Annotated in this window: 22 protein-coding genes and 1 pseudogene; 12 read left to right on the top strand and 11 right to left on the bottom strand. The window is 63.2% G+C overall.

Going from position 1 to position 21615, the window contains the following annotated elements; genetic code table 11:
- Window positions 1-74: 74 nt before the first annotated feature.
- On the top strand, window positions 75-725 hold the full coding sequence (locus tag AC07OT_RS23895; protein WP_065926946.1) for a YceH family protein: 651 nt from the start codon (window positions 75-77) through the stop codon (window positions 723-725).
- Window positions 726-861: 136 nt separating this feature from the next.
- Here the strand turns inward: AC07OT_RS23895 and AC07OT_RS23890 are convergent, their stop codons facing one another.
- On the bottom strand, window positions 862-1680 hold the full coding sequence (locus tag AC07OT_RS23890; protein WP_495109201.1) for a shikimate 5-dehydrogenase: 819 nt from the start codon (window positions 1678-1680) through the stop codon (window positions 862-864).
- A 156-nt stretch (window positions 1681-1836) separates the two neighbouring features.
- Here AC07OT_RS23890 and AC07OT_RS23885 point away from each other — a divergent pair, with 156 nt between their 5' ends.
- From AC07OT_RS23885 to AC07OT_RS23875, 3 genes are all read left to right on the top strand, one after another.
- On the top strand, window positions 1837-2190 hold the full coding sequence (locus AC07OT_RS23885) for a hypothetical protein (protein ID WP_027603153.1): 354 nt from the start codon (window positions 1837-1839) through the stop codon (window positions 2188-2190).
- 233 nt (window positions 2191-2423) lie between these two features.
- Window positions 2424-2618: a hypothetical protein gene (locus AC07OT_RS23880; protein WP_027603152.1), complete on the top strand. Its 195-nt coding sequence runs from the start codon at window positions 2424-2426 to the stop codon at window positions 2616-2618.
- 91 nt (window positions 2619-2709) lie between these two features.
- Complete coding sequence (locus tag AC07OT_RS23875; protein ID WP_027603151.1) at window positions 2710-2892, top strand: hypothetical protein; 183 nt, start codon at window positions 2710-2712, stop codon at window positions 2890-2892.
- Between the two features lie 3 nt (window positions 2893-2895).
- Here AC07OT_RS23875 and AC07OT_RS23870 read toward each other — a convergent pair whose 3' ends face one another.
- On the bottom strand, window positions 2896-3963 hold the full coding sequence (locus AC07OT_RS23870; protein WP_108574784.1) for an AI-2E family transporter: 1068 nt from the start codon (window positions 3961-3963) through the stop codon (window positions 2896-2898).
- A 161-nt stretch (window positions 3964-4124) separates the two neighbouring features.
- Between AC07OT_RS23870 and trhP the strand changes: the two genes are divergently transcribed.
- Entirely contained in the window at window positions 4125-5444 is a 1320-nt protein-coding gene (gene trhP, locus AC07OT_RS23865) for a prephenate-dependent tRNA uridine(34) hydroxylase TrhP (RefSeq protein ID WP_495109200.1), read from the top strand.
- On the opposite strand, the gene AC07OT_RS23860 is transcribed toward trhP, so the two are convergent.
- From AC07OT_RS23860 to AC07OT_RS23840, 5 genes are all read right to left on the bottom strand, one after another.
- A complete protein-coding gene (locus AC07OT_RS23860; RefSeq protein WP_495109199.1) occupies window positions 5441-6649 on the bottom strand; it encodes a pyridoxal phosphate-dependent aminotransferase in 1209 nt (402 codons plus the stop codon). The genes trhP and AC07OT_RS23860 overlap by 4 nt on opposite strands.
- Window positions 6646-7305 carry an RraA family protein gene (locus AC07OT_RS23855; protein ID WP_115488750.1) on the bottom strand — a complete coding sequence of 220 codons (660 nt, stop codon included), beginning with the start codon at window positions 7303-7305 and terminating at the stop codon, window positions 6646-6648. Before AC07OT_RS23855 ends, AC07OT_RS23860 begins: the two co-directional genes overlap by 4 nt.
- Window positions 7302-7970 carry an RraA family protein gene (locus tag AC07OT_RS23850; RefSeq protein ID WP_495109198.1) on the bottom strand — a complete coding sequence of 223 codons (669 nt, stop codon included), beginning with the start codon at window positions 7968-7970 and terminating at the stop codon, window positions 7302-7304. Before AC07OT_RS23850 ends, AC07OT_RS23855 begins: the two co-directional genes overlap by 4 nt.
- Window positions 7971-8071: 101 nt before the next feature.
- The gene (gene ctpM, locus AC07OT_RS23845; RefSeq protein ID WP_115488752.1) at window positions 8072-9751 is read right to left on the bottom strand and encodes a methyl-accepting chemotaxis protein CtpM; all 1680 of its coding nucleotides are present in this window, start codon (window positions 9749-9751) and stop codon (window positions 8072-8074) included.
- Between the two features lie 61 nt (window positions 9752-9812).
- On the bottom strand, window positions 9813-11132 hold the full coding sequence (locus tag AC07OT_RS23840; RefSeq protein ID WP_193603598.1) for a Na+/H+ antiporter family protein: 1320 nt from the start codon (window positions 11130-11132) through the stop codon (window positions 9813-9815).
- A gap of 184 nt (window positions 11133-11316) precedes the next feature.
- On the opposite strand from AC07OT_RS23840, the pseudogene AC07OT_RS23835 reads away from it, so the two are divergent.
- Window positions 11317-12660, top strand: a pseudogene (locus AC07OT_RS23835) (methyl-accepting chemotaxis protein); the annotation flags it as partial.
- 102 nt (window positions 12661-12762) lie between these two features.
- On the top strand, window positions 12763-13518 hold the full coding sequence (locus tag AC07OT_RS23830) for a methyl-accepting chemotaxis protein (protein ID WP_371263343.1): 756 nt from the start codon (window positions 12763-12765) through the stop codon (window positions 13516-13518).
- A 173-nt stretch (window positions 13519-13691) separates the two neighbouring features.
- Here the strand turns inward: AC07OT_RS23830 and AC07OT_RS23825 are convergent, their stop codons facing one another.
- The 4 genes from AC07OT_RS23825 to AC07OT_RS23810 are packed head-to-tail and all read right to left on the bottom strand — an operon-like array spanning window position 13692 to window position 16289.
- Window positions 13692-15011, bottom strand: a complete 1320-nt coding sequence (locus AC07OT_RS23825) for a sensor histidine kinase (RefSeq protein ID WP_495109197.1) — start codon at window positions 15009-15011, stop codon at window positions 13692-13694.
- Window positions 15008-15676: a response regulator transcription factor gene (locus AC07OT_RS23820; RefSeq protein ID WP_027603141.1), complete on the bottom strand. Its 669-nt coding sequence runs from the start codon at window positions 15674-15676 to the stop codon at window positions 15008-15010. Before AC07OT_RS23820 ends, AC07OT_RS23825 begins: the two co-directional genes overlap by 4 nt.
- Window positions 15676-15987, bottom strand: coding sequence for a PepSY domain-containing protein (locus AC07OT_RS23815; protein ID WP_027603140.1), 312 nt, complete (start codon window positions 15985-15987; stop codon window positions 15676-15678). The genes AC07OT_RS23820 and AC07OT_RS23815 overlap by 1 nt, the downstream gene beginning before the upstream one ends.
- Complete coding sequence (locus AC07OT_RS23810) at window positions 15987-16289, bottom strand: PepSY domain-containing protein (RefSeq protein ID WP_495109196.1); 303 nt, start codon at window positions 16287-16289, stop codon at window positions 15987-15989. The genes AC07OT_RS23815 and AC07OT_RS23810 overlap by 1 nt, the downstream gene beginning before the upstream one ends.
- A 194-nt stretch (window positions 16290-16483) precedes the next feature.
- Here AC07OT_RS23810 and AC07OT_RS23805 point away from each other — a divergent pair, with 194 nt between their 5' ends.
- From AC07OT_RS23805 to AC07OT_RS23785, 5 genes are all read left to right on the top strand, one after another.
- Window positions 16484-17563, top strand: coding sequence for a patatin-like phospholipase domain-containing protein (locus AC07OT_RS23805; protein ID WP_495109195.1), 1080 nt, complete (start codon window positions 16484-16486; stop codon window positions 17561-17563).
- 76 nt (window positions 17564-17639) lie between these two features.
- The gene (gene queD / locus AC07OT_RS23800; RefSeq protein WP_003237990.1) at window positions 17640-17996 is read left to right on the top strand and encodes a 6-carboxytetrahydropterin synthase QueD; all 357 of its coding nucleotides are present in this window, start codon (window positions 17640-17642) and stop codon (window positions 17994-17996) included.
- Window positions 17997-18310: 314 nt separating this feature from the next.
- Window positions 18311-18934 carry an NUDIX hydrolase gene (locus tag AC07OT_RS23795; RefSeq protein ID WP_495109194.1) on the top strand — a complete coding sequence of 208 codons (624 nt, stop codon included), beginning with the start codon at window positions 18311-18313 and terminating at the stop codon, window positions 18932-18934.
- A 190-nt stretch (window positions 18935-19124) separates the two neighbouring features.
- Window positions 19125-20387, top strand: a complete 1263-nt coding sequence (gene codB / locus AC07OT_RS23790) for a cytosine permease (RefSeq protein ID WP_495109193.1) — start codon at window positions 19125-19127, stop codon at window positions 20385-20387.
- Window positions 20384-21589: a PucR family transcriptional regulator gene (locus AC07OT_RS23785; protein WP_495109192.1), complete on the top strand. Its 1206-nt coding sequence runs from the start codon at window positions 20384-20386 to the stop codon at window positions 21587-21589. The genes codB and AC07OT_RS23785 overlap by 4 nt, the downstream gene beginning before the upstream one ends.
- Window positions 21590-21615: the final 26 nt, after the last annotated feature.

The following is a 21615-nucleotide window of genomic DNA, read 5'->3' as shown; positions in this document are numbered from 1 at the left end:
TATAGACACGCCAGGCGCTTGTCTTTTATTTTTTCCGGCTTAGGCTAGTGCGTTCACTGCATAGGGAAAGCGCGATGACCGCCGAGCACGACACCGACACCCCTGAGCCGCGCCTGAACAGCACGGAAATTCGCGTCCTGGGTTGCCTGATCGAAAAACAGGCGACCAACCCGGAAACCTATCCCCTGACCCTCAACGCCCTGGTCCTGGCCTGCAACCAGAAGACCAGCCGCGAGCCGGTGATGAACCTGAGCCAGGGCCAGGTTGGCCAGAGTCTGCGTGCGCTGGAAGGCCAAGGCTTCACGCGCCTGGTGATGGGCAGCCGCGCAGACCGGTGGGAGCATCGCGTGGATAAGGCGCTGGAACTGGTACCGGCCCAGGTGATCCTGACCGGGCTGCTGTTCTTGCGTGGGCCGCAGACGGTCAACGAACTGCTGACCCGCAGCGGGCGCATGCATGACTTCGAGGATGCCGAGCAGGTGGTGCACCAACTGGAGCGCCTGATTGCCCGCGGGCTGGCGCTGCTGGTGCCGCGCCAGGCGGGGCAGCGGGAAGATCGCTATACCCATGCGCTGGGCGATCCGGCGGACATCGAGGTGATTATCGCGGCGCGGGGAAGCCCGGTGGAGCGCTCTGCCGGCGCAGTCTCGCTGGATCGTATCGAAGAACTTGAAGCACGAATTGCAGCTCTGGAAGAGCGATTGGCGCAGCTGGAACAGGCCTGACACGGTCAAACATGTGGGAGGGAGCTTGCTCCCGATAGCGCTGGGTCAGTCAACACTTTCATTGCCTGATACACCGCTATCGGGAGCAAGTCGAATCGTCGCACCGCCCCTCCCACATTTAGAGCCGCAGTGGCCTTCAGTTGCGGGCGAAGGCTACGGCCGCCTGGAACTGTTCATCCGTAGGCCGCACGCCGGTGTACAGAACGAATTGCTCCAACGCCTGGATCGCAATCACCTCCAACCCGGTGATCACCCGCTTGCCTTTGGCCCGTCCACGCACGATCAGCGGCGTTTCGGCGGGGATCGCCACCACATCGAAGACAGTGTGCGCGGCATCCACGGCATCCGCGTCGAACGCCAGGGCATCCGCCTCGGCCCCGCCGGTCATGCCGATGGGGGTGACGTTGATCAGCATCTGTGGGCGCAAATCGCCCAGTTCCGCATGCCACTCATACCCCAGGTTCTGCGCCAGCGCCCGGCCTGCCGCTTCGTTACGCGCCACGATCACACCATTGGCGTAACCGCCATCCCGCAAGGCGCTCGCCACGGCCTTGGCCATACCGCCGCTGCCACGCAGGGCGAAGGTCGAATTCTGCGGCACGGCGTGTTTCTTGAGCAATTGTTCGACGGCGATGTAGTCGGTGTTGTAGGCCTTGAGATGGCCATTGGTATTGACGATGGTATTCAAGGAGTCGATGGCTTGAACCGAATCGTCCAGTTCGTCCACTAATGCAATGGCGGCCTCCTTGAAGGGCATGGACACCCCGCAACCCCGGATGCCCAACGCGCGGATACCACCTATCGCGCCGGGTAAATCCTGGCTGCTGAAGGCTTTATAGTAGAAGTTCAGCCCCAGCTGTTCGTACAGGTGGTTATGAAAACGCAAGCCAAAATTCCCAGGGCGGGCCGACAGCGACATGCACAGTTGGGTGTCCTTGTTGGGGTGCATCTGCATGGATAACTCCTTTGAGTAAGCAAATCGGTACAGACCTTACACAACCTTTACCTAGCGGCCGTGCTGTTTTTCAGAAATACGTTGTCTTAAAAGTATCCCCGCGACATTACTTGAGTCTATTGATTGCAGACCACAAGCGCAGGGGCTAACCGAGGAATGACCATGATTCGTACAATCCCCAAGATCGCCTTGCTGGTAGGTGCACTCGCTATGGCAGGCCAAGCCTCCGCCCATGGTGGTGGATGGGGTGGCCCAGCCGTCTTGGGTGCCCTGGTCGGCGCCGCCGTAGTGGGCTCCGTGGTGGCCAGCCAGCCCCGTGAGGTCTATGTGCAGCAGCCGGTCTACGTGCAACCGCAGCCGGTGTATGCCGCGCCGCCGCCCGTCTACTACGCACCACCGCCACCGGTGTACGTGCAGCAGGAGGTCTATTACCGCCCCGCGCCGGTCTATTACGGCCCACCGCGTGGCTACTATGGCCCGCCCCACGGCTATTACCGCCGCGGCTGGTAAGTCTAAACCGTCAGCTATGCAACAGGCCTCGCCCACCCGCGGGGCCTTTTCTTGTGGGTAACGTCCGGATTTATCCTGCCAAGGTCGCTCTGAGGACAATGGCCGGGCTGCAATCCCACATGCTTAAGGTCGAAAGTCTACTTGCCCGAACGGGGCTCACGCTGTCATGTTTGTGTCACGCCACACTCCCACTATCAATCCTGTCCACTCCATAACAACAAGGACGACTGACCATGCCCACACAAAATCCGCACCGCACCGCTGGCCTGTGTACGTCCAGCAAGGTCTACAGCGCGCTCACGGAGCTCAAGCACCTGGAAGGCCACCGCAGCGCCAAGTTCCTCGCGCTGCTGGCGGAAAACCTGGTGCACAAAGGCCTGCTTAATGAGCAGGAAGTGGTGAGCATGCTCGATCAAGTGGTCGACTGAGGCATTTTGTTGATGTCGACTATCGAGCCAGATGATTTTTCCTGAGCGCCCGTGCCCCGTAAGGTGACCTCCATAGCGATTGGAGGTCCTTATGCCCACTGTTCAAATCATGTCCGTCATCGGCAGCGCCGTCCCTGCCCCGCTTCGAGAGCTGGGTTTATTGGCTTGCTGGTACGTGGTGCGCGACGGCGAAGCCATCAGCGGCCCGCTGACGTCCTTGTCTGACGCCGAAAAACAACTGCAGCAAGCCTCAAACTTCCGCCTGCACGCCTGAGACTCAAGGCAACGGCAACTTGACCCGCGGCTTGCTCTCGACAAACAACGCCCAGCTGGACATGAACAGCGCCGCCACCAGCGGCCCGATCACGAACCCGTTGAGGCCGAATACCGACAGGCCGCCCAGGGTCGAGATCAGGATCAGGTAGTCCGGCATCTTGGTGTCCTTGCCCACCAGGATCGGGCGCAACACATTGTCCACCAGGCCGATCACAAACACGCCGAACAGGCCCAGCACCACACCCTGCCAGATCGAACCGCTCAACAGGAAGTAGGCGGCCACCGGCCCCCACACAATGCCCGCGCCCACGGCCGGCAGCAGTGACAGAAACGCCATCAGCACCGCCCAGAGCAACGCACTGGGAATGTCCAGGAACCAGAAGATCAAACCACCCAGCGCCCCCTGGGTCACGGCCACCAGCACATTGCCCTTGACCGTGGCGCGCACCACCCGATTGAACTTGAGCTGCAACCGACGCTTCTGCGGCTCGGCCAACGGCACCGCCGTGCGGACCTTGCGCACCAGTTCCGGGCCGTCGCGCAGCAGGAAAAACAGCAGGTACAGCATGATGAAAAAACTCACCAGGAAATCAAACGTGCCCTGGCCGAAGCTGAACGCCTGGGTCGCAAAGAACTGGCTGCCCTGCATGGCACTCTTGACGATCTTCTCGCGCAGCCCTTCCAGGTTGCCCATGCCGAAGCGGTCCAGCAGGTGCTGGAAGTACGGCGGCAGGAAGTTCTTGAACTGCTCGATATAGCCGGCCACGTCCAGCTTGCCGCTCTCGACGTTTTTGTACAGCGTGGCGCCCTCTTGCACCAGCAACGCGCTGGTAATGATCACCGGCAGGATCGCGATCACCAGGCACACCATCAAGGTGGCCAGGGACGTCAGGTTGCGGTTCCAGCCGAAGCGCTGCTGCAGGCGACGTTGCATCGGCGCAAAGATGATGCCGAGGATCACCGCCCAGAACACTGCACCGTAGAACGGCAGCAATATCCATATAAAGGCGATGGTCACCAGGGCCAGCAGGAGCAGCAGGGTCTTGAATTGCAGGTTGGTTTGATTCATGTCCGATCCATGTCAGAAAAGCAGGCCGCGCGTGTGCGTCCAGCTGCTTAGTCCACCGCAAATCCCGGGAGTGCCATCTTTGTTGCGGTAAGCGTAGACCCAGATCAATAAAGCCCTGCACACATTGGGCTACGCTCGCGGCCTTTTGCGACCCGATCCCCATGCCTCTCGTCCTTGCCCCCGAACTGCTCGCCCCCGCCGGCACCCTGAAAAACATGCGCTACGCCTTCGCCTACGGCGCCGATGCGGTCTACGCCGGCCAGCCGCGCTACAGCCTGCGGGTGCGCAACAACGAGTTCGACCACGCCAACCTCGCGCTCGGCATTCAGGAAGCCCACGCGCAGGGCAAGCGGTTCTACGTGGTGGTAAACATCGCGCCACACAACGCCAAGCTCAAGACCTTCCTCAAGGACCTCGCCCCGGTGATCACCATGGGCCCGGATGCGCTGATCATGTCCGACCCGGGCCTGATCATGCTGGTGCGCCGGCACTTCCCGATGATGCCGATCCATCTGTCGGTGCAGGCCAATACGGTGAACTGGGCCAGCGTGGAGTTCTGGCAGCAGCAAGGGATTTGCCGGGTGATCCTGTCGCGGGAGCTGTCCCTGGAAGAAATCGGCGAGATTCGCCAGCAGGTGCCGGCCATGGAGCTGGAAGTGTTCGTCCACGGTGCCTTGTGCATGGCCTATTCCGGGCGCTGCCTGCTCTCGGGCTACATGAACAAACGTGATGCCAACCAGGGCACCTGCACCAATGCCTGCCGCTGGAAATACCAGGCCACCCCGGCGGTGGAAAACGCCACGGGCGATATAGTCCAGGTGTATCAACCGGAACCCACACTGGGGATCGGCGCGCCCACCGACCAGGTGTTCCTGCTGCAGGAAGCCAACCGCCCCGACGAACAGATGCCCGCCTTCGAGGATGAACACGGCACCTACATCATGAACGCCAAGGACCTGCGCGCCGTGCAGCATGTGGAGCGCCTGACCCACATGGGCGTGCATTCGCTGAAGATCGAAGGCCGCACCAAATCGCATTTCTACTGCGCCCGCACGACCCAGGTGTACCGCCAGGCAATCGATGATGCGGTAGCCGGCCGTGCGTTTGACCGCAACTTGATGACCGACCTGGAATCCCTGGCCCAGCGCGGCTACACCGAAGGTTTCCTGCGCCGCCATGTGCACGACGAATACCAGAATTACCAGAACGGCAGCTCAGTGTCCGAGCGCCAGCAGTTTGTCGGCGAGTTGACCGGCGAGCGCCGCGGCGAACTGGCCGAGGTCAAGGTGAAGAACCGCTTTGCCGTGGGTCATCACCTGGAACTGATGACCCCCGCCGGCAACTTCCACTTTGACCTGGCCAGCCTGCACAACGCCAAGGGCGAAGCCATCGATGTGGCGCCGGGAGATGGGCACACGGTATATGTGCCCCTGCCGACCGAAATGGACCTGCGCTTCGGTTTGCTGATGCGCGACGTCTAACGGGTCGCAGCGCAGAACCGGTGGATCGCCTCGCAGGCCTGGCGCAACGAGGCGTCGTCCAACGCGTAGGCGATGCGCAAGTACGGCGCCAGCCCGAACGCACTGCCGGGCACCACGGCCACATGGGCTTCGTCGAGCAAGGCATCGGCCACGTCTTCGTCGGTATGCAGCCGCTTGCCGGCCGGCGTGGTGCGGCCCAGCAGACCGGCGCAGGACGCAAAGGCATAGAACGCACCGTCCGGGTTCATACATTCCAGCCCCGGGCTGGCGTTCAGCAAGGCCACCACCAGGTCACGGCGCTGCTCGAATACCGCCCGTGACTGCTGGATAAAGTCCTGCGGGCCGGTCAATGCAGCAATCGCGGCCTGCTGGGAAATCGCACTGGCCCCCGACGTCTGCTGGCCCTGGAGTTTTTCCATGGCGGCCAGCAACCAGCACGGGCCGGTGGCGAAGCCGATGCGCCAGCCGGTCATGGCATAGGCCTTGGACACGCCATTCATGGTCAGCACCCGTGGCGCCAGGCGCGGCTCGACTTGCGCCAGGGTGTGGAAGGTTTGCCCGCCGAACAGCAAGTGCTCGTAGATATCATCCGCCAGCACCAGCACATGGGCATGTTTCAACAGCACCTGCGCCAGGGCCTGCAATTCCAGCCGGCTGTACACGGCGCCGGTCGGGTTGGACGGAGAGTTGAGGATCAGCCAGCGCGTGCGGGGGGTGATCGCCTGCTCCAGGGCTGCCGCGGTCAGCTTGAACCCCTGCTGGGCGGCGCACGGCAAAATCCTTGCGGTACCGCCGCACAGTTCGACCATTTCCGGGTAGCTGACCCAATACGGCGCGGGCACGATCACCTCGTCGCCTGCATTCAAGGTGGCGGCCAGGGCGTTGTAGATCACATGCTTGCCGCCGTTGCTGACCAGGGTGTCCTGCCAGGTGACGTCCAAGCCGTTTTCGCGACGGAACTTCTGCGCCACCGCTTCACGCAACGCTCGCACTCCGGCGACCTGGGTGTAACGCGTATGGCCGTTGCGGATCGCATCGATACCTGCCCGGCGGATGTGTTCCGGGGTGTCGAAATCCGGCTCCCCGGCACACAACGAGATGATGCTTGCGCCCTCGGCGCGGCGTGCGGCCACGCGGTCGATGATACGGTAGGTGGCAGACGGTCGGGCCTGGGCCAGGCGCGTGTTCAGGCGTTCAATGGTCATGCGTCCTTCCTCTGCAAGGTGTGATAGCCCAGAGACTCACGCGCCTGCCTGAGTGTCCTGCCGGCCTCGATCTGCGCGCGGATCCGGGCTTCCACCGCCTCGATCTGCCGGGCCGTACGCGCGACCTCCTCGGCACGGGCACGCGGCACCACCAGTACGCCATTGGCGTCGGCCACCACAATGTCCCTTGCACACACGCGCGCGCCGCTGATCGCCACCGGCTGGTTCACCGCCAGCACTTCCACACGGTCCTTGCCGGTGCGCATATAGCGGCCCTTGGTGAACAACGGATAGCCATCGCCGAGGGCTTTGCTGACATCCCGGCACACCCCGTCGATCACCGTAGCGGCAATGCCCCGGCTGCCTGCGTACTGGGTCATGATGTCGCCCCACACCGTGCAATCGCTGCGCCCGGCGTTGGCGATAACCACCACATCCCCCGGCAGCACGTCTTCGATAAAGTCACCGACCGAGCCCGGCGGCGTGCTCGCCGGGACGTACTGCACGGTAAACGCCGGGCCCACCACGGTGCCCCGGTAGTTATCCAGCGGCGCGATGCCCAGGCATTGGCCGGCAATCCCGAGTTTATCCATGGCATCCGACACACCCGGTGTATCGAGCCCGGCAAACAGGGCGACAAGGTGTTGATCGTTCATCGGGCAGGCTCCACGCGGATGGCTTCGAAGTGGCTGTCGTGCATCACATCGGCCACCGAACGGCCGCTGCGCACGGCCTCGACCATGCCGGCTTCACGGGCGGCGATGCGCTCACCCAGGTCTAGCACCTGCTCGATAACGGCAGCGGGGATGAACACCGTGCCGCAGCGGTCGGCAATCACGAAGTCGTCCTCCGACACGTTCACACCGCCCACGCTGACAGTGACGCCGGAATCGACCTGCACCACCCGGTTGCGCGCGCTGATCATGGTGACCCCACGGCCATAGACCGGGTAGCCGATGGACGCACTGCCGTCGATGTCGCGACTGCAACCGTCGATCACCGAGCCACGAATGCGCCTGGCCACGGCGGCATTGGCGATGATGTCGCCCCAGCAGGAGATACCCTCCAGCCCACCGACGATCACCAGCACACGGTCGTCGGTGGTGATCGCGTCGATCACCGGGGAAATCAGGTGCACGGCGGGCGCGGCGTCAGTCTTGGGCGCCAGCTTGACCGTGCTGGCCCGGCCCACCACCTTGGGGCAGTCCCACAACGGGCGGATGCCCACCACCGCCCCCGGCAGCTGCAGGAAATCCAGTGCGTCGGAGACCGTATTGGTGTCGAGTTCAGCCAGGCGCTGAAGCGGGTCGGGAAGTGGCATGAGGTGAGCCCCTGTGGTGAGTGGGGCTCAAGTCTCACTGAGGGGCGGTGATAGGTATATTCGTATTAACGGTGGATAACCATACGCTCAACCTATGAGGATCAGATCCTGAACTGGCCGACCAATTGGCCCAAGCGTTGGCCCAGGTCCGCCAGACTGCGCGAAGTCTGGGCGCCCAACTGGGTTTCATCGGCCACGCTGTCCACCGCCACGGCAATCTGATGCACGCTGCGGTTGATCTCTTCGGCCACGGCGGTCTGTTCTTCGGCGGCGCTGGCAATCTGCGCGTTCATCGAGTTGATGGTGCCGATCAACTGGGCCATGGTGTCCAGGGACGCCCCGGCTTCATTGGCCTGGGCCGAGGTGCCATCGCCAGCATCGCTGGAGCGGCGCATCGCATCCACGGCCGCCTCGGTGCCTTTTTGCAGGCGGTCGATCATGCCCTGGATTTCCTGGGTGCTGGTTTGCGTGCGGCTGGCCAGGGCACGCACCTCGTCGGCGACCACGGCAAAACCGCGCCCGGCCTCCCCTGCCCGCGCGGCCTCGATCGCCGCGTTGAGGGCCAGCAGGTTGGTTTGTTCGGCAATCGAGCGGATCACGCCGAGCACGCTGACAATCGACGACACGTCCTGCTGCAGGCTGTCGAGGGACACACCGCTGCTGCGGATGTCATTCACCAGCGCATGGATCTGCGCGATGCTGCCGTCCACCACGCGCTTGGCGGCCTGGCCTTCGGCGTCGGTCTGTTGCGCGGCCACGGAGGCGCCCTGGGCACTGCGCGCCACTTCTTGCGCTGCGGAGGACATCTGGTTGATGGCGGTGGCCACTTGGTCGGTCTCGTGACGCTGGCGCTCCATGGCCTGCTCAGAACGCTGGGCCTGGTCGGACACCTGGCTGACCAGGCCGGTAAGTTGGGTGGTCATCTCGGTGATCTGGCGCACCAGGCCGTGGATCTTGTCGACAAAACGGTTGAACGCGCCGGCCAGGTCGCCCAGTTCGTCCTGGCTGGTGATGGCCAGGCGGCGGGTCAAATCGCCTTCACCGGCAGCGATGTCGTCGAGGTTGGCTTTCATCAAATGCAGCGGGCGCAAAATGGTGTTGGCCAGCAGCATGCCGACGGCGGCGATCACCAGCAACACCACCACGGCCACGCCGAGGATGCTCAGCAGCACGCCTTCCATGCGTGTTTTCACTTTGGCTTCGACCACCGCCACCTGGGCTTCGATGCCATCCAGGTTCACCGAGGTGCCGATAACCATGTCCCACTTAGGCAGGTATTCGGTGTAGCCCATCTTGGGCACCAGTTCGGTCTGGCCGGGCTGGGTCGAGCTGTATTGCAGGTAGTGGGTGCCGTCCTTGCCGACCTTGACCAGGTCGCGGTTGACGTAGACACCGTTGGGGTCACGGTTGTCCTTGAAGCTCTTGCCCACGCCGTCGGGGCTGTTGCCTTTGAACAGGCGGATGGTCTCGGAGTCGTAGCCGAAGAAGTAACCGTCCTTGCCATAGCTGGTGTTGGACAGCAGCTTGACCACCTCGGCCCGCGCCGCCGTATCGCCGGGGGCGGCGGCGTCATAGAGCGGCTTGATGGTGGTCATGGCCACTTCCACATAACTTTGCAGGGTGGCCTTGGCGTCGTTGAGCAGACGCTGGCGGGTTTCATCCACCTCGTTGCGCGCCTGGCCCTGGAGGATCCACACGGTGGTCAGGCTGATGACCACGGCGAACAGCAACACCGGCACAACGGCGAGGGACAGGACTTTGGCCTTCAGGCTCAGACGCATGGCTTTTCTCTCTTATTGGGCGACTTGAGAGGTTATCGGCCAGCGCCGGTGAATCTGTAGATCAGAGCGTCATCGCCGCCAACCAGCCAAACGCCAGCAATGGGAGGTTGTAGTGCAGGAACGTCGGCACCACGGTGTCCCAGATATGGTGATGCTGGCCGTCGATATTCAGGCCGGAGGTCGGGCCGAGGGTGGAGTCCGAGGCGGGCGAACCGGCATCACCCAGCGCCCCGGCGGTGCCGACAATGCACACGATGGCCAGCGGGCTGAAGCCCAGTTGCACACACAGCGGCACGAAAATCGCCGCCAGGATCGGCACCGTGGAAAACGACGAGCCGATGCCCATGGTCACCAGCAGCCCCACCAGCAACATCAACAACGCCCCCACCCCACGGCTATGGCCGATGAACGCCGCCGAGGTTTCCACCAGCGAGCGTACGTCGCCGGTGGCCTTGAGCACTTCGGCAAAGCCTGACGAGGCGATCATGATGAAGCCGATCATCGCCATCATCTTCATGCCTTCGGTGAACAGGTCGTCGGTGTCGCGCCAGCGCACGATGCCCGAGATCGAGAAGATCAGGAACCCGGCCAGGGCACCGATAATCATCGAGTCCAGCCACAACTGGATGATGAACGCCGAGGCAATCGCCAGGCCCGCCACCAGCAGGGTCAGGGGGTTGTACTGCACCGCCACTTGCTCGACCCGCTCGATTTTCTCCAGGTCATACACGCGCTTCTTGCGGTAGCTGATAAACACCGCCACCAGCAGCCCGACCACCATGCCCAGCGCCGGCAGGCTCATGGCGTGGGTGACGTTGACCTGGCTGATGTCCACGCCGCTCTTGGCCACGTTGGCCAACAGGATCTGGTTGAGGAAGATATTGCCGAAGCCCACCGGCAGGAACATGTACGGCGTGATCAGGCCGAAGGTCATCACGCAGGCGATCAGGCGGCGGTCCAACTGCAATTTGGTCAGCACATACAACAGGGGCGGCACCAGCAACGGGATAAACGCGATATGGATCGGCAGGATGTTCTGCGACGCAATCGCGACCACCCACAGCAGGCCGATCAGCAGCCATTTGACGTGGTTGCCGCCGCTGGCTTCCTGACGGTCGACCAGCAGCAAGGCCTTGTCCGCCAGGGCGTGGGCCAGGCCGGACTTGGCAATCGCCACGGCGAAAGCGCCGAGCAAGGCGTAGGACAAGGCCACGGTCGCCCCCCCTCCCAAGCCACCGTTGAACGCCTTGAGCGTGGCCTCGATGCCCAGGCCACCGGTCAGGCCGCCCACCAGGGCGCCGACAATAATGGCGATGACCACATGCACGCGGGACAGGCTGAGCACCAGCATGGTGCCGACCGCGGCGATGACTGCGTTAATCATGGTTACCTCAAGCAGAAACATACAAAACAGGCATGCCCGCGCCCGGGCAGCCATCGGATGGCAGCTGGCGTGCAGGCTTGAAGGAGGTCTTATTAGAGGGCGCGCACTGTGCAGCAGGTCGCGCCCCATGTCAAAAAGCGGCGCCGCTTTCAGGTTTAAATTGATCGTATGAATAAAGAAAATGCCAGATCGGCCGATAACCGGGCTCTATGTGTTTTCAGGTAAGGATGTGCCGATGTCCCTCAGACAGCTCTCCATTCAATGGAAAATCACCCTGCTCGCCGGCCTGTGCCTGCTGGGGATCGTGACCCTGCTGGTGGGTTTGTCGTTGTACCGCATGGCGCAGAGTTCCGAGCAGGTCAAGGCTTCCAGCATGCAGATGCTCGATGAGGCGGCCCAGGCTCGCATCGAGGCCCAAGGTGAGGTGCAGGCCGCGGGCATCCGCCGGCAATTCATGGACGCCTACCAATATGGGCATGGGTTTTCCCGCCAGGTCCTGTTCCTGCGTGAGCAAGCCGAAAAACGCTTCCTCGACGCCTTCGACACCCGCGAAGACCTGACCCGCCAGGTCAAGGCCGCCCTGCAGGCCAACCCGGAACTGCTGGGGCTGTCCCTGGTATTCGAAGCCAATGCGCTGGATGGCAAGGATGAGTTGTTCGCCGGCCAGGCCGAACTGGGCAGCAACGACAAGGGCCGCTTCGCCCTGTACTGGTCGCAGCCGACGCCGGGCACGCTGACGTCGATGGCACTGCCGGAAAGCGACATGTCCGACACCCGCGTCGGCCCCAGCGGCGAACCGGCCAACGCCTGGTTCACCTGCCCGCGCAGCACCCTCAAGCCGTGTGTGATCGAACCGTACTTTTATGTGATCGACGGGCAAAACGTGCTGATGACCAGCATCGTGTTTCCGTTGACGGTCAATGGCAAGGTGATCGCTTCGCTGTCGGTGGACATCAACCTCAACAGCCTGCAGGCCGTGAGCCAGCAGGCCAGCCAGAAGCTGTATGACGGCCAGACCCAGGTCAGCATCCTCAGCCCCACCGGTTTGCTTGCCGGCTACAGCGCGGACGCCAGCCAGTTGAGCAAACGCCTGGATCAGGTCGATACGCAAAGCGGCGCGCAATTGATCAGCGCCCTGGCCGGCGGGACACAGACCCGCAGCCTGCGCACCGACCATCAACTCAAGGTGCTGGCGCCGTTCGCGCCGATTCCCGACGGCAAGCCATGGGGCGTGTTGCTGGATGTACCGGAAAAAGTCCTGGTGGGGCCGGCTGAAGCACTGAAGACCCAGATGGACGCCGATAATACCCGCGGCACCCTGCTGGAATTGGGCTTGGGCCTGCTGGCCGCCGTGATCGGCCTGATCCTGGTCTGGCTGATGGCCCGCAGCGTGACCCGACCGATCCTCGGCGTGGCCCATATGCTTGAAGACATCGCCAGCGGCGAAGGCGACCTGACCCGCCGCCTGGCGTATGACAAACAGGACGAACTGGGCCAGCTCGCCGGCTGGTTCAACCGTTTCCTCGACAAGCTGCAACCCATCATTGCCGAAGTCAAACGCTCGGTGCAGGACGCCCGTGGTACCGCCGACCAGTCCGCCGCGATTGCGACGCAAACCAGCGCCGGCATGGAGCAGCAGTACCGCCAGGTCGACCAGGTGGCCACCGCCTCCCACGAAATGAGCGCCACCGCCCAGGACGTGGCCCGCAGCGCCGCCCAGGCGGCCCATGCCGCGCGGGATGCCGACCAGGCTACACGCGACGGCCTGACAGTGATCGACCGCACCACCACCAACATCGGCCAACTGGCGGCCGATATGAGCACCGCCATGGCCCAGGTCGAAGGCTTGTCCGCCAACAGCGAGAAGATCGGCTCCGTGCTCGAAGTGATTCGCGGCATCGCCGAGCAAACCAACCTGCTGGCGCTCAACGCGGCAATCGAGGCCGCCCGCGCCGGTGAGGCCGGCCGAGGGTTTGCCGTGGTCGCCGACGAGGTCCGCAACCTGGCACGGCGTACCCAGGAGTCGGTGGAGGAAACCCGCCTGGTGATCGAACAATTGCAGAGCGGCACCGAAGAGGTCGTCGGCTCCATGGGCAACAGCTATCGCCAGGCCCAGGGCAGCGTCGAACAGGTCGGCGAGGCCGTTACCGCCCTGCGCCAGATCGGCGATGCGGTCACGGTCATCAGCGACATGAACCTGCAAATCGCCAGCGCCGCCGAAGAGCAAAGCGCGGTGGCCGAAGAGATCAACCACAATGTGGCGACCATTCGCGATGTGACCGAGTCGTTGTCGGAACAGGCCAATGAGTCGGCGCGGGTGAGCCAGGCATTGAACAGCCTGGCGAATCAGCAGCAGGGGTTGATGGACCAGTTCCGCGTCTGAGGGTCGAAGACAAGTCCAATGTGGGAGGGGCTTACTGTGGTGAGGGGGCTTGTCCCCCGACGGGTTCACTGGAGATCCATTGGGGCTGCTGCGCAGCCCAACGCGGGCGGTGCGACGATTCGACAAGCCCGCTCGCCACAGAAAGGCCCTGTCACATTTTGATCTACGGCGTGTCAGCCATGGCGTTTAGGTAATTCGATCAGCGCCTTGAGCCCGCCCAGTTCGCTCTCCTGCAACTGCAACACCCCGCCCCACACCTCGACAATGTCGCGCACGATCCCCAGCCCCAGGCCATGGCCGTCGATCTGTTCGTCCAGGCGTGCACCGCGGCTGAAGACCTGGTCACGCTGGGCCTCGGGAATCCCGGGACCGTCATCCTCCACCGACAGCAGGTAAGCGTGCGGCGTCTCGCTGACGCTCACGCGCACCTCTGCATCCGCCCATTTGCAGGCGTTATCCAGCAGGTTGCCGAGCAGCTCCAGCAAATCCTCGCGGTCCCAGGGCAATTGCAGTCCCGGCGCGACGTGGTAACTGAGGTCCAGGTGTTCGCCATGGATCATGTTCAAGGTGGCGAGCAGGCCGGGCAGTTCTTGTTCACAGTCGAACAAGGCACCCGGCAGGGTTTCGCCGGCCAGCCGGGCGCGATTGAGTTCACGGTTGAGGCGTTGCTGCACCTGCTCCAATTGCTCGCGCAGCAGTTTGCTCAGTTCGGGGTGATCCTTGAGCGCCTCGCTCGAGGCGGCGCTCAACAGCACCGCCAGCGGGGTTTTCAGCGCATGCCCAAGGTTGCCGAGGGCATTGCGCGAACGTTTGAGACTGTCTTCGGTGTGGGCCAGCAGGTGGTTGATCTGGGCGACCAGTGGCTCCAGTTCCAGCGGCACCTGGGTGTCGAGTTGCGAGCGTTGACCTTGTTGCAGTTGGGCGATCTGGTTACGCGCGTTTTCCAGCGGGCGCAAGGCGCGACGTACGGTGACTCGCTGCAAAAACAACACCAGCAGCAGTGCTGCCAGCCCCAGCACCAGGCCGATCCGACGCATCAGGCGAAAACTTTCCCGCACCGGGGTGTAGTCCTGGGCCACGCTGATGGAAATCGATTGGCCAAAGCGCTTGTAGTCCGAACGCAGGACCAGCAATTGCTGGCCTTCGGGGCCCAATTGCAGGTTGCCCTTGAGCCCGGCCTCGGGCAGTCGGGGCAATTCCTGGTCCCACAGCGAACGGGAGCGCCAGTGAGTGTCGGCAAAATCGATGCGGAAGTAATGCCCGGAAAACGGCCGCTGGTAGGCCGGCGACAGGCGCTGCTCATCCAGTTGCACACCGTTGGGCCCGCGTACCAGGGCGACCAGCAGGTTCTCGGCATCGTTGCGCAACCCGGCTTCCAGGTAGCGTTGCAAACCGGCCTCGAACAACCATAGGCTGGTTTGCGCCAGCACCACGCCGACGATCACCATCACGCTGATCAGGCCCAGGCTCAGGCGGCGCTGAATCGACTTCATGCAGGGCTGGCGCCAAACCGGTAACCCTGGCCGCGCCGGGTTTCGATCACGCTGCGGCCGAGTTTGCGGCGCAGGTGGTTGACGTGCACTTCCAGCACGTTGGAGTCGCGCTCGGTCTCGCCGTCGTACAGGTGCTCGGCCAGGTGGCTTTTCGAGAGGATCTGTTCGGGGTGCAACATGAAGTAGCGCAACAGGCGAAATTCTGCGGCGGTCAGTTGGATCTCGTCGCCATCGCGCAGCACGCACTGGCGGCCTTCGTCCAGGTGCAGGCCGGCAGCCTGCAAGGTGGGTTGGTTGGCCTGCCCGTGGGAGCGGCGCAACAGCGCCTGGATGCGCAGGTGCAGCTCTTCGGGGTGAAAGGGTTTGCTCAGGTAATCGTCGGCACCGGCCTTGAGCCCTTCGATACGCTCGGCCCAGGAATCGCGGGCGGTGAGGATCAACACCGGGGTGGCCAGTGCGGCGGCGCGCCATTGCGCCAGCACCTCAAGGCCGGGCAAACCGGGCAGGCCGAGGTCGAGGATGATCAGGTCGTAGGGTTCGCTGCGGCCCTGATACGCGGCGTCACGGCCGTCGGCCAGCCAGTCGACGGCATAACCCTGGCGCTGCAGGCCGGCCAGCAGTTCATCGGCCAGGGGTACGTTGTCTTCCACCAGGAGCAGGCGCATCAGTCTTCCTCATCTTTGATCAGTACACCGTTGGTGGCGTCGAGTTTGATCTCGCGCACCACGCCGTCGGTGGTCACCAGTTCCACTTCGTAGGCATATTGGCCGTGCTTTTTCTCAAGCTCGGCTTCCAGCAGGCGCGAGCCGGGATACCGCGCCATGGCCTGCTGCAACAGTTGCTCCAGAGGCAGGATCACCCCCTGCTGGCGCAGCGCCAAGGCTTCGTCCTGGTTGAGGTCGCGGGCCTGCAAGCCTGAGCAGAACACCACCAGCACCAACGCCACTCGACTGCCGGCGCGTAAATTTACCTTCATTACGTATCCTGATGATTCTTGAGAACCTGCCCGGTGAGCGCGTCCAATTCGACCTCCCATTCAATGCCGTCGGCATCTTGCAGTTCGACTTCATAGACATACTTGCCGTAAGCCTCGTCCAGGTCGGTGTCCAGCAGTATTGAACCGGGGTGCAGGGCCTGGGCTGTGGCTTCGAGCTGGTCGAACGCAACAATTGTAACAGTGGCGGGCACGGTCAGTGGTTTGTCGGGGTCCACGGCTCCGGCCTGGGTCGCCGTGGAGGCGATGATAGCGGCGGCGACCAGAGCAGTGAGGCGTTTCATGATGAGTCTCCGTTACACGATGTTTTTCCTACACCGGCCACGGTAGCGGCTACAACTTAACTGAAACTGAATTGCCACCATGGCAATTTCCAGCACGTGCGACAGGCTACGATGCTTATTCAGGATTCACGCGGTATCGTTAACGTTTTTCGCGAGCACGCTTGCGCCTGCACCTCGCTTCAACAGAGACCGGTATGACAGCCATCCACATCAAGTTCCCCGCCCTGACCCTCAAGGCCGGCAAACGCGCCTTTGCGCGCATTCGCGAACAGGGCCTCAAGCCTGCGGATGTCGGCATACTCCCCGGAGCGGCCGGCGGCCCCAAGGCGCTGGGGATCCAGGGTCTGGACCTGGCGCTGTTCGGCGACTGGCTGCCGCGTGCGCCACGGGAGCGGGCGCTGATCGGTGCATCGATCGGTTCCTGGCGGTTTGCCAGCGCCTGCCTGCCCGACCCGGTGCAAGGCCTGCTGGACCTCGGCCGCCTGTACAACGAACAACGCTTTGCCAAAGGCGTGACCATGGCCGAAGTCAGCCACAGCTGCCAGCGCATGCTCGACGACCTGCTGGCCGGCCGCGATGCGCGGGTGCTGGACAACCCCGACTACCGGCTGAACATCATGGTGGTCAAAAGCCACGGCCTGCTCGCCGATGACCACCGCGGGCGCCTGGGTTTGGGCCTGTCATCGGTGATCGCCGACAACCTGCGCGGCCGTGCACGGCTGGCACGGCATTTCGAGCGACTGATCATCCACGACCCGCGCCAGGCACCGCCGGTGCACCCGCTGAAGGATTTCCCCTCGCGCTTCCTTGCGCTGGACATGGGCAACCTGCGCCAGGCGCTGCTGGCGTCCGGATCAATCCCCATGGTGATGCAAGGCGTGCGCGACCTGCCCGGAGCCGGCACCGGCACTTACCGCGACGGCGGCCTGCTGGACTACCACCTCGACCTGCCCTACCACGGCGACGACATCGTGCTGTACCCGCACTTCACCGACCGGGTCATCCCCGGCTGGTTCGACAAGGGCCTGCCATGGCGGCGCAGCAACCCGCACGGCTTGCAGGATGTGTTGCTGCTGGCGCCGTCCAAGGACTACCTGGCCCGCCTGCCCCACGGCAAACTGCCGGACCGCAGCGACTTCAAGCGCTTCATGGGCGACGACCCGAGCCGCAACAAGTACTGGCAAACCGCGATGAGCGAGAGCCGGCGACTGGGGGATGAGTTTCTGCAACTGGCCGATAACGGTGGCCTTGGCGAGCGCTTGCAGGCGCTTTGACCCAGCGGTATGCGCGGCATGGGATCAAGCTGTTAAACTCGCCGCCTGCCAGATACCTGACCGAGCTGAAAATACTGTGGAAATCTTCAAAGAGTTTACCTTCGAGTCCGCCCACCGCCTGCCCCACGTACCGGAAGGCCACAAGTGCGGGCGCCTGCATGGGCATTCGTTCAAGGTGGCGATCCACCTGAGTGGCGACCTGGATCCCCATACCGGCTGGATTCGTGACTTCTCGGAGATCAAGGCGATTTTCAAGCCGCTCTACGAACGCCTCGACCACAACTACCTCAATGACATCCCAGGCCTGGAAAACCCCACCAGCGAAGTGCTGGCCAAGTGGATCTGGACTGAACTCAAGCCGCTGCTGCCGGAGCTCAGTGCGATCCGTATCCACGAGACCTGCACCAGTGGCTGCATCTATCGCGGCGAGTAAGCCTGCGCTGTTAAAAAACCACCCTTGCGGTTAATGCCAGTCAGTTAAGGAGGAACACTGTAACTGTGGTGAGCGGGCTTGCCCCGCGTTGGGCTGCGCAGCAGCCCTAAAACACAGTCCCGGACCTGCCTGGCACACTGCAGCGCTCTTATTGGGGCTGCTGCGCAGCCCAACGCGGGGCAAGCCCGCTCGCCACAGGTTACTGTTTGCCCGTTCTATCTCTTAACTGATCGGCATTACCCTTGCGGTGGTTTTTTTGTGCCTCCCGTAGCACCCTTCCAACCTTGCCCTTCTTCGCGACCGAGGAGATGTCCATGGAAACTACCTGGCTGGCCCAGGCCAAACGCTTGCAAGCCTTGGCCTCCACGGGGCTGCACTTTTGCACCGATGATTTCGAGCGCGAACGCCTGGAAGAAATCGCCGAGATTGCCCACAGCATGCTGGCGCAGCTGGGCAATGTGCCCCTGGAGCGCATCACCGGGCTGGTGTCGGATTTCGCCCAGCGCTATTCGACGCCGATGGTCGACGTACGTGGCGCGGTGATCGAGGGTGAGCGGATTCTGTTGGTGCGCGAGGCCACCGACGGTTGCTGGGCGCTGCCTGGTGGTTATGCCGATATCGGGTTGTCGGCGGCGGAAAACATCATCAAGGAAATTCGCGAGGAAGCCGGGCTGAGCGTGACTGCGCGGGCACTGTATAGCGTCACCCACAAGGCCAAGGGGTTGTACCGGCCGGATGTGCGGGATTTCTACAAGTTGTATTTCCTGTGTGAACGGGTGGATCAACTGGCGCCGGTGGCCGGGTTCGAGACCACCGGGGTGGGCTTTTTCAGCCTGGACGAGCTGCCGCCGCTGTCCCGTGGGCGCACCATCGAAAGTGATCTGGAGGCGGCGTTCGCCTTTCATCGCGGCGAGACCACGCAGACGCTGTTCGACTGATCCAATTTGTATCACTGCTGCACCGCTTTCGTGCCCGACTGGGCACAACGAACACTCCCGCCTGCGTTCCCCGCCTGTTTGGCTATAAATACTGTGCACAGTGCACAGCGGCGACCGTGCGCCTGTCACTGCCGGTGATTTGGCACGCCCGGTGCAACAGGCCTGCGTCACTCATTCAGGGAGCACGCACATGACGCAGCAAGAACCGGGCAACGATTACCCCTTAAGCGAAGTCCCCATGCATGCGCGCAAAGGCCTGGCGTCGACCGCCATGGTGCTGCTGGGCTTTACCTTTTTTACCGCGACCATGTTTGCCGGCGGCAAGCTCGGAGTGGCGTTCAGTTTCACCGAGATGCTCGGCGTGGTGGCCCTGGGTAACCTGCTGTTGGGTATCTACGCCGCAGGCCTGGGTTACATCGCGTTCAAGAGCGGGTTGAACTCGGTGTTGATGGGCCGCTTCTGCTTTGGCGAGGTGGGCAGCAAGCTCAGTGACTTGATCCTCGGGTTCACCCAGATCGGCTGGTACGCCTGGGGCACCGCCACGGCGGCCGTGGTGCTGGGCAAGTATTTCGAGCTGAGCCAGGGCAGCGTGCTGGTGTTGATGGTGCTGTTCGGCCTGGTGTTCTGCGCCACGGCCTACGTGGGCTATCGCGGGCTGGAGATTCTTTCCTACATCGCGGTACCGGCCATGGGCCTGTTGCTGTTGCTGTCGATGTGGGTCGCCACGGTGAAAGTCGGCGGGCTGGACGGGCTGCTGGCGGTGGTGCCGACCGGCGAGCTGGATTTGTCCACGGCGATCACCCTGGTGTTCGGCACGTTTGTCAGCGGCGCCACCCAGGCCACCAACTGGACGCGGTTTTCCCGCTCGGCCAAGGTCGCGGTGCTGGCCAGCCTGATCGGGTTCTTTATCGGCAATGGTTTGATGGTGCTGATCGGCGCCTATGGCGCGATCGTCTACCAACAGCCCGACGTGGTCGAAGTGTTGCTGCTGCAAGGCTTCGCCATGGCGGCAATGGCCATGTTGCTGCTCAATATCTGGAGCACCCAGGACAACACCATCTACAACTTCGCCGTGGCCGGTTGCAACCTGCTGCGCACCAAGCGCCGCAAAACCGTGACCTTGGCGGGTGCGGTGATCGGCACCTTGCTGGCGTTGCTGGGCATGTACGACATGCTGGTGCCGTACCTGATCCTGCTGGGCACGGTGATTCCGCCGATTGGCGGGGTGATCATGGCGGACTTCTTCTACCGCTGGCGCGGCCACTACCCGCGCCTGGCGGATGCGCGCCTGCCAGCCTTCAACTGGGCCGGGCTGGTGGCGTACGCGGTGGGTACCGTGCTGGCGTTCAACTCGCCGTGGGTCGCGCCGTTGGTGGGCATCGCTGCCGCGTCGCTGACCTACGTCGCGCTCTCCGCCGTGCTGCGCGTACCTTTGGCTGATGCCCGGGCATGAGCCTGACCATTGCGGAGGTACTGGCGTTGCCGGGGCTGGAATCCATGCGCCTGCGCGCCGGGGCTGCCGCCCTGGATAACGTCGTGCGTTGGCCTTATGTGGCGGAAAACAGCGGGATCGCCGAGTGGGTGCTGGGCGGTGAATTGGTGTTCGTCACCGGCATCAACCACCCACGGGATGAGGCCAACCTCCTGCAACTGCTGGACGAAGCCTGTGAGCGCCAAGTGGCTGGGTTAGTGATCCTGACGGGAGCGGCGTATATCCAGGCGATTCCCCAGCGCTTGCTCGACGCCGCCGAAGCCGCCGGCATGCCGCTGATCGAGCAGCCCTACTCGCTGAAAATGGTGCTGGTGACCCAGGCGATTGGTTCGGCGCTGATCCAGTCCGAGCAACTGGGACGCTCGCGGCACGACGTGCTGGAGCGCTTGCTGAGCGGGGATTATCAATCCCTGGATTTGCTGCTGCATCGGGCCGTGCAATTGAATATGCCACTGGCCGGGCATTGGCAGGTCGCCCAACTGCAATTGGAAGGCAGTGAGCTGCTGTTTGCCCAGGGGGACGCGGCACAGGTGGAGGCGCAGTTGGCGCGGCAACACGACGCTATCAGTCGGCGCTTGCGTCAATTATCGGCGGTACTGCCGGTACTAGGGCGCGCCGGACAATGGACCCTGCTGCTGCCGGCACCGGATGCCGTCACGGCCTTGGCCAACCGCCAGCAACTGGCCAACTGGCTTAACCCGCTCAACCTGCGCCTGGCGCCGCTGAAATTGTTTATCGGCCTGAGCGCCGCTGCACACCCACCCGCGCGCCTGGCCCAGGCGCAGGACGAAGCACGCCAGGCATTGGTGGCCGCACGACGCTTCAGCGAGCGTGCCGGACTGTGCGTGTATGACGAACTGGGTGTGCTCAAGCTGCTCAGCGGTGTGCGTGATCGCGCCCTGCTCGACCAATTCCTCAATGAACGCCTGGGCCCGCTGCTGCGTCACGACCTGCACCACGGCCCCAGCCTGATGCCGACCCTGGAAGCCTGGTTTCACGAGAATGGTAACCTTGTGGCTGCCGCCCAGCGCCTGGCCTTGCACCGCAATACCCTGACACACCGTGTCCAGCGCATCGAAGCCCTGTGCGGTCTGACACTGGATAACGCTTATGACCGCCTGGACATCGGCATCGCCCTGATGATCTGGCGGCTGTCTGCCTGATTGTTTTTAGCCAAGAGGAACTTACC

The organism is Pseudomonas sp. GW821-FHT09C10, assembly GCF_059418085.1.
The sequence above is the reverse complement of the archived record's forward strand: the minus strand, read 5'-3'. Positions and strand labels throughout refer to the sequence as shown.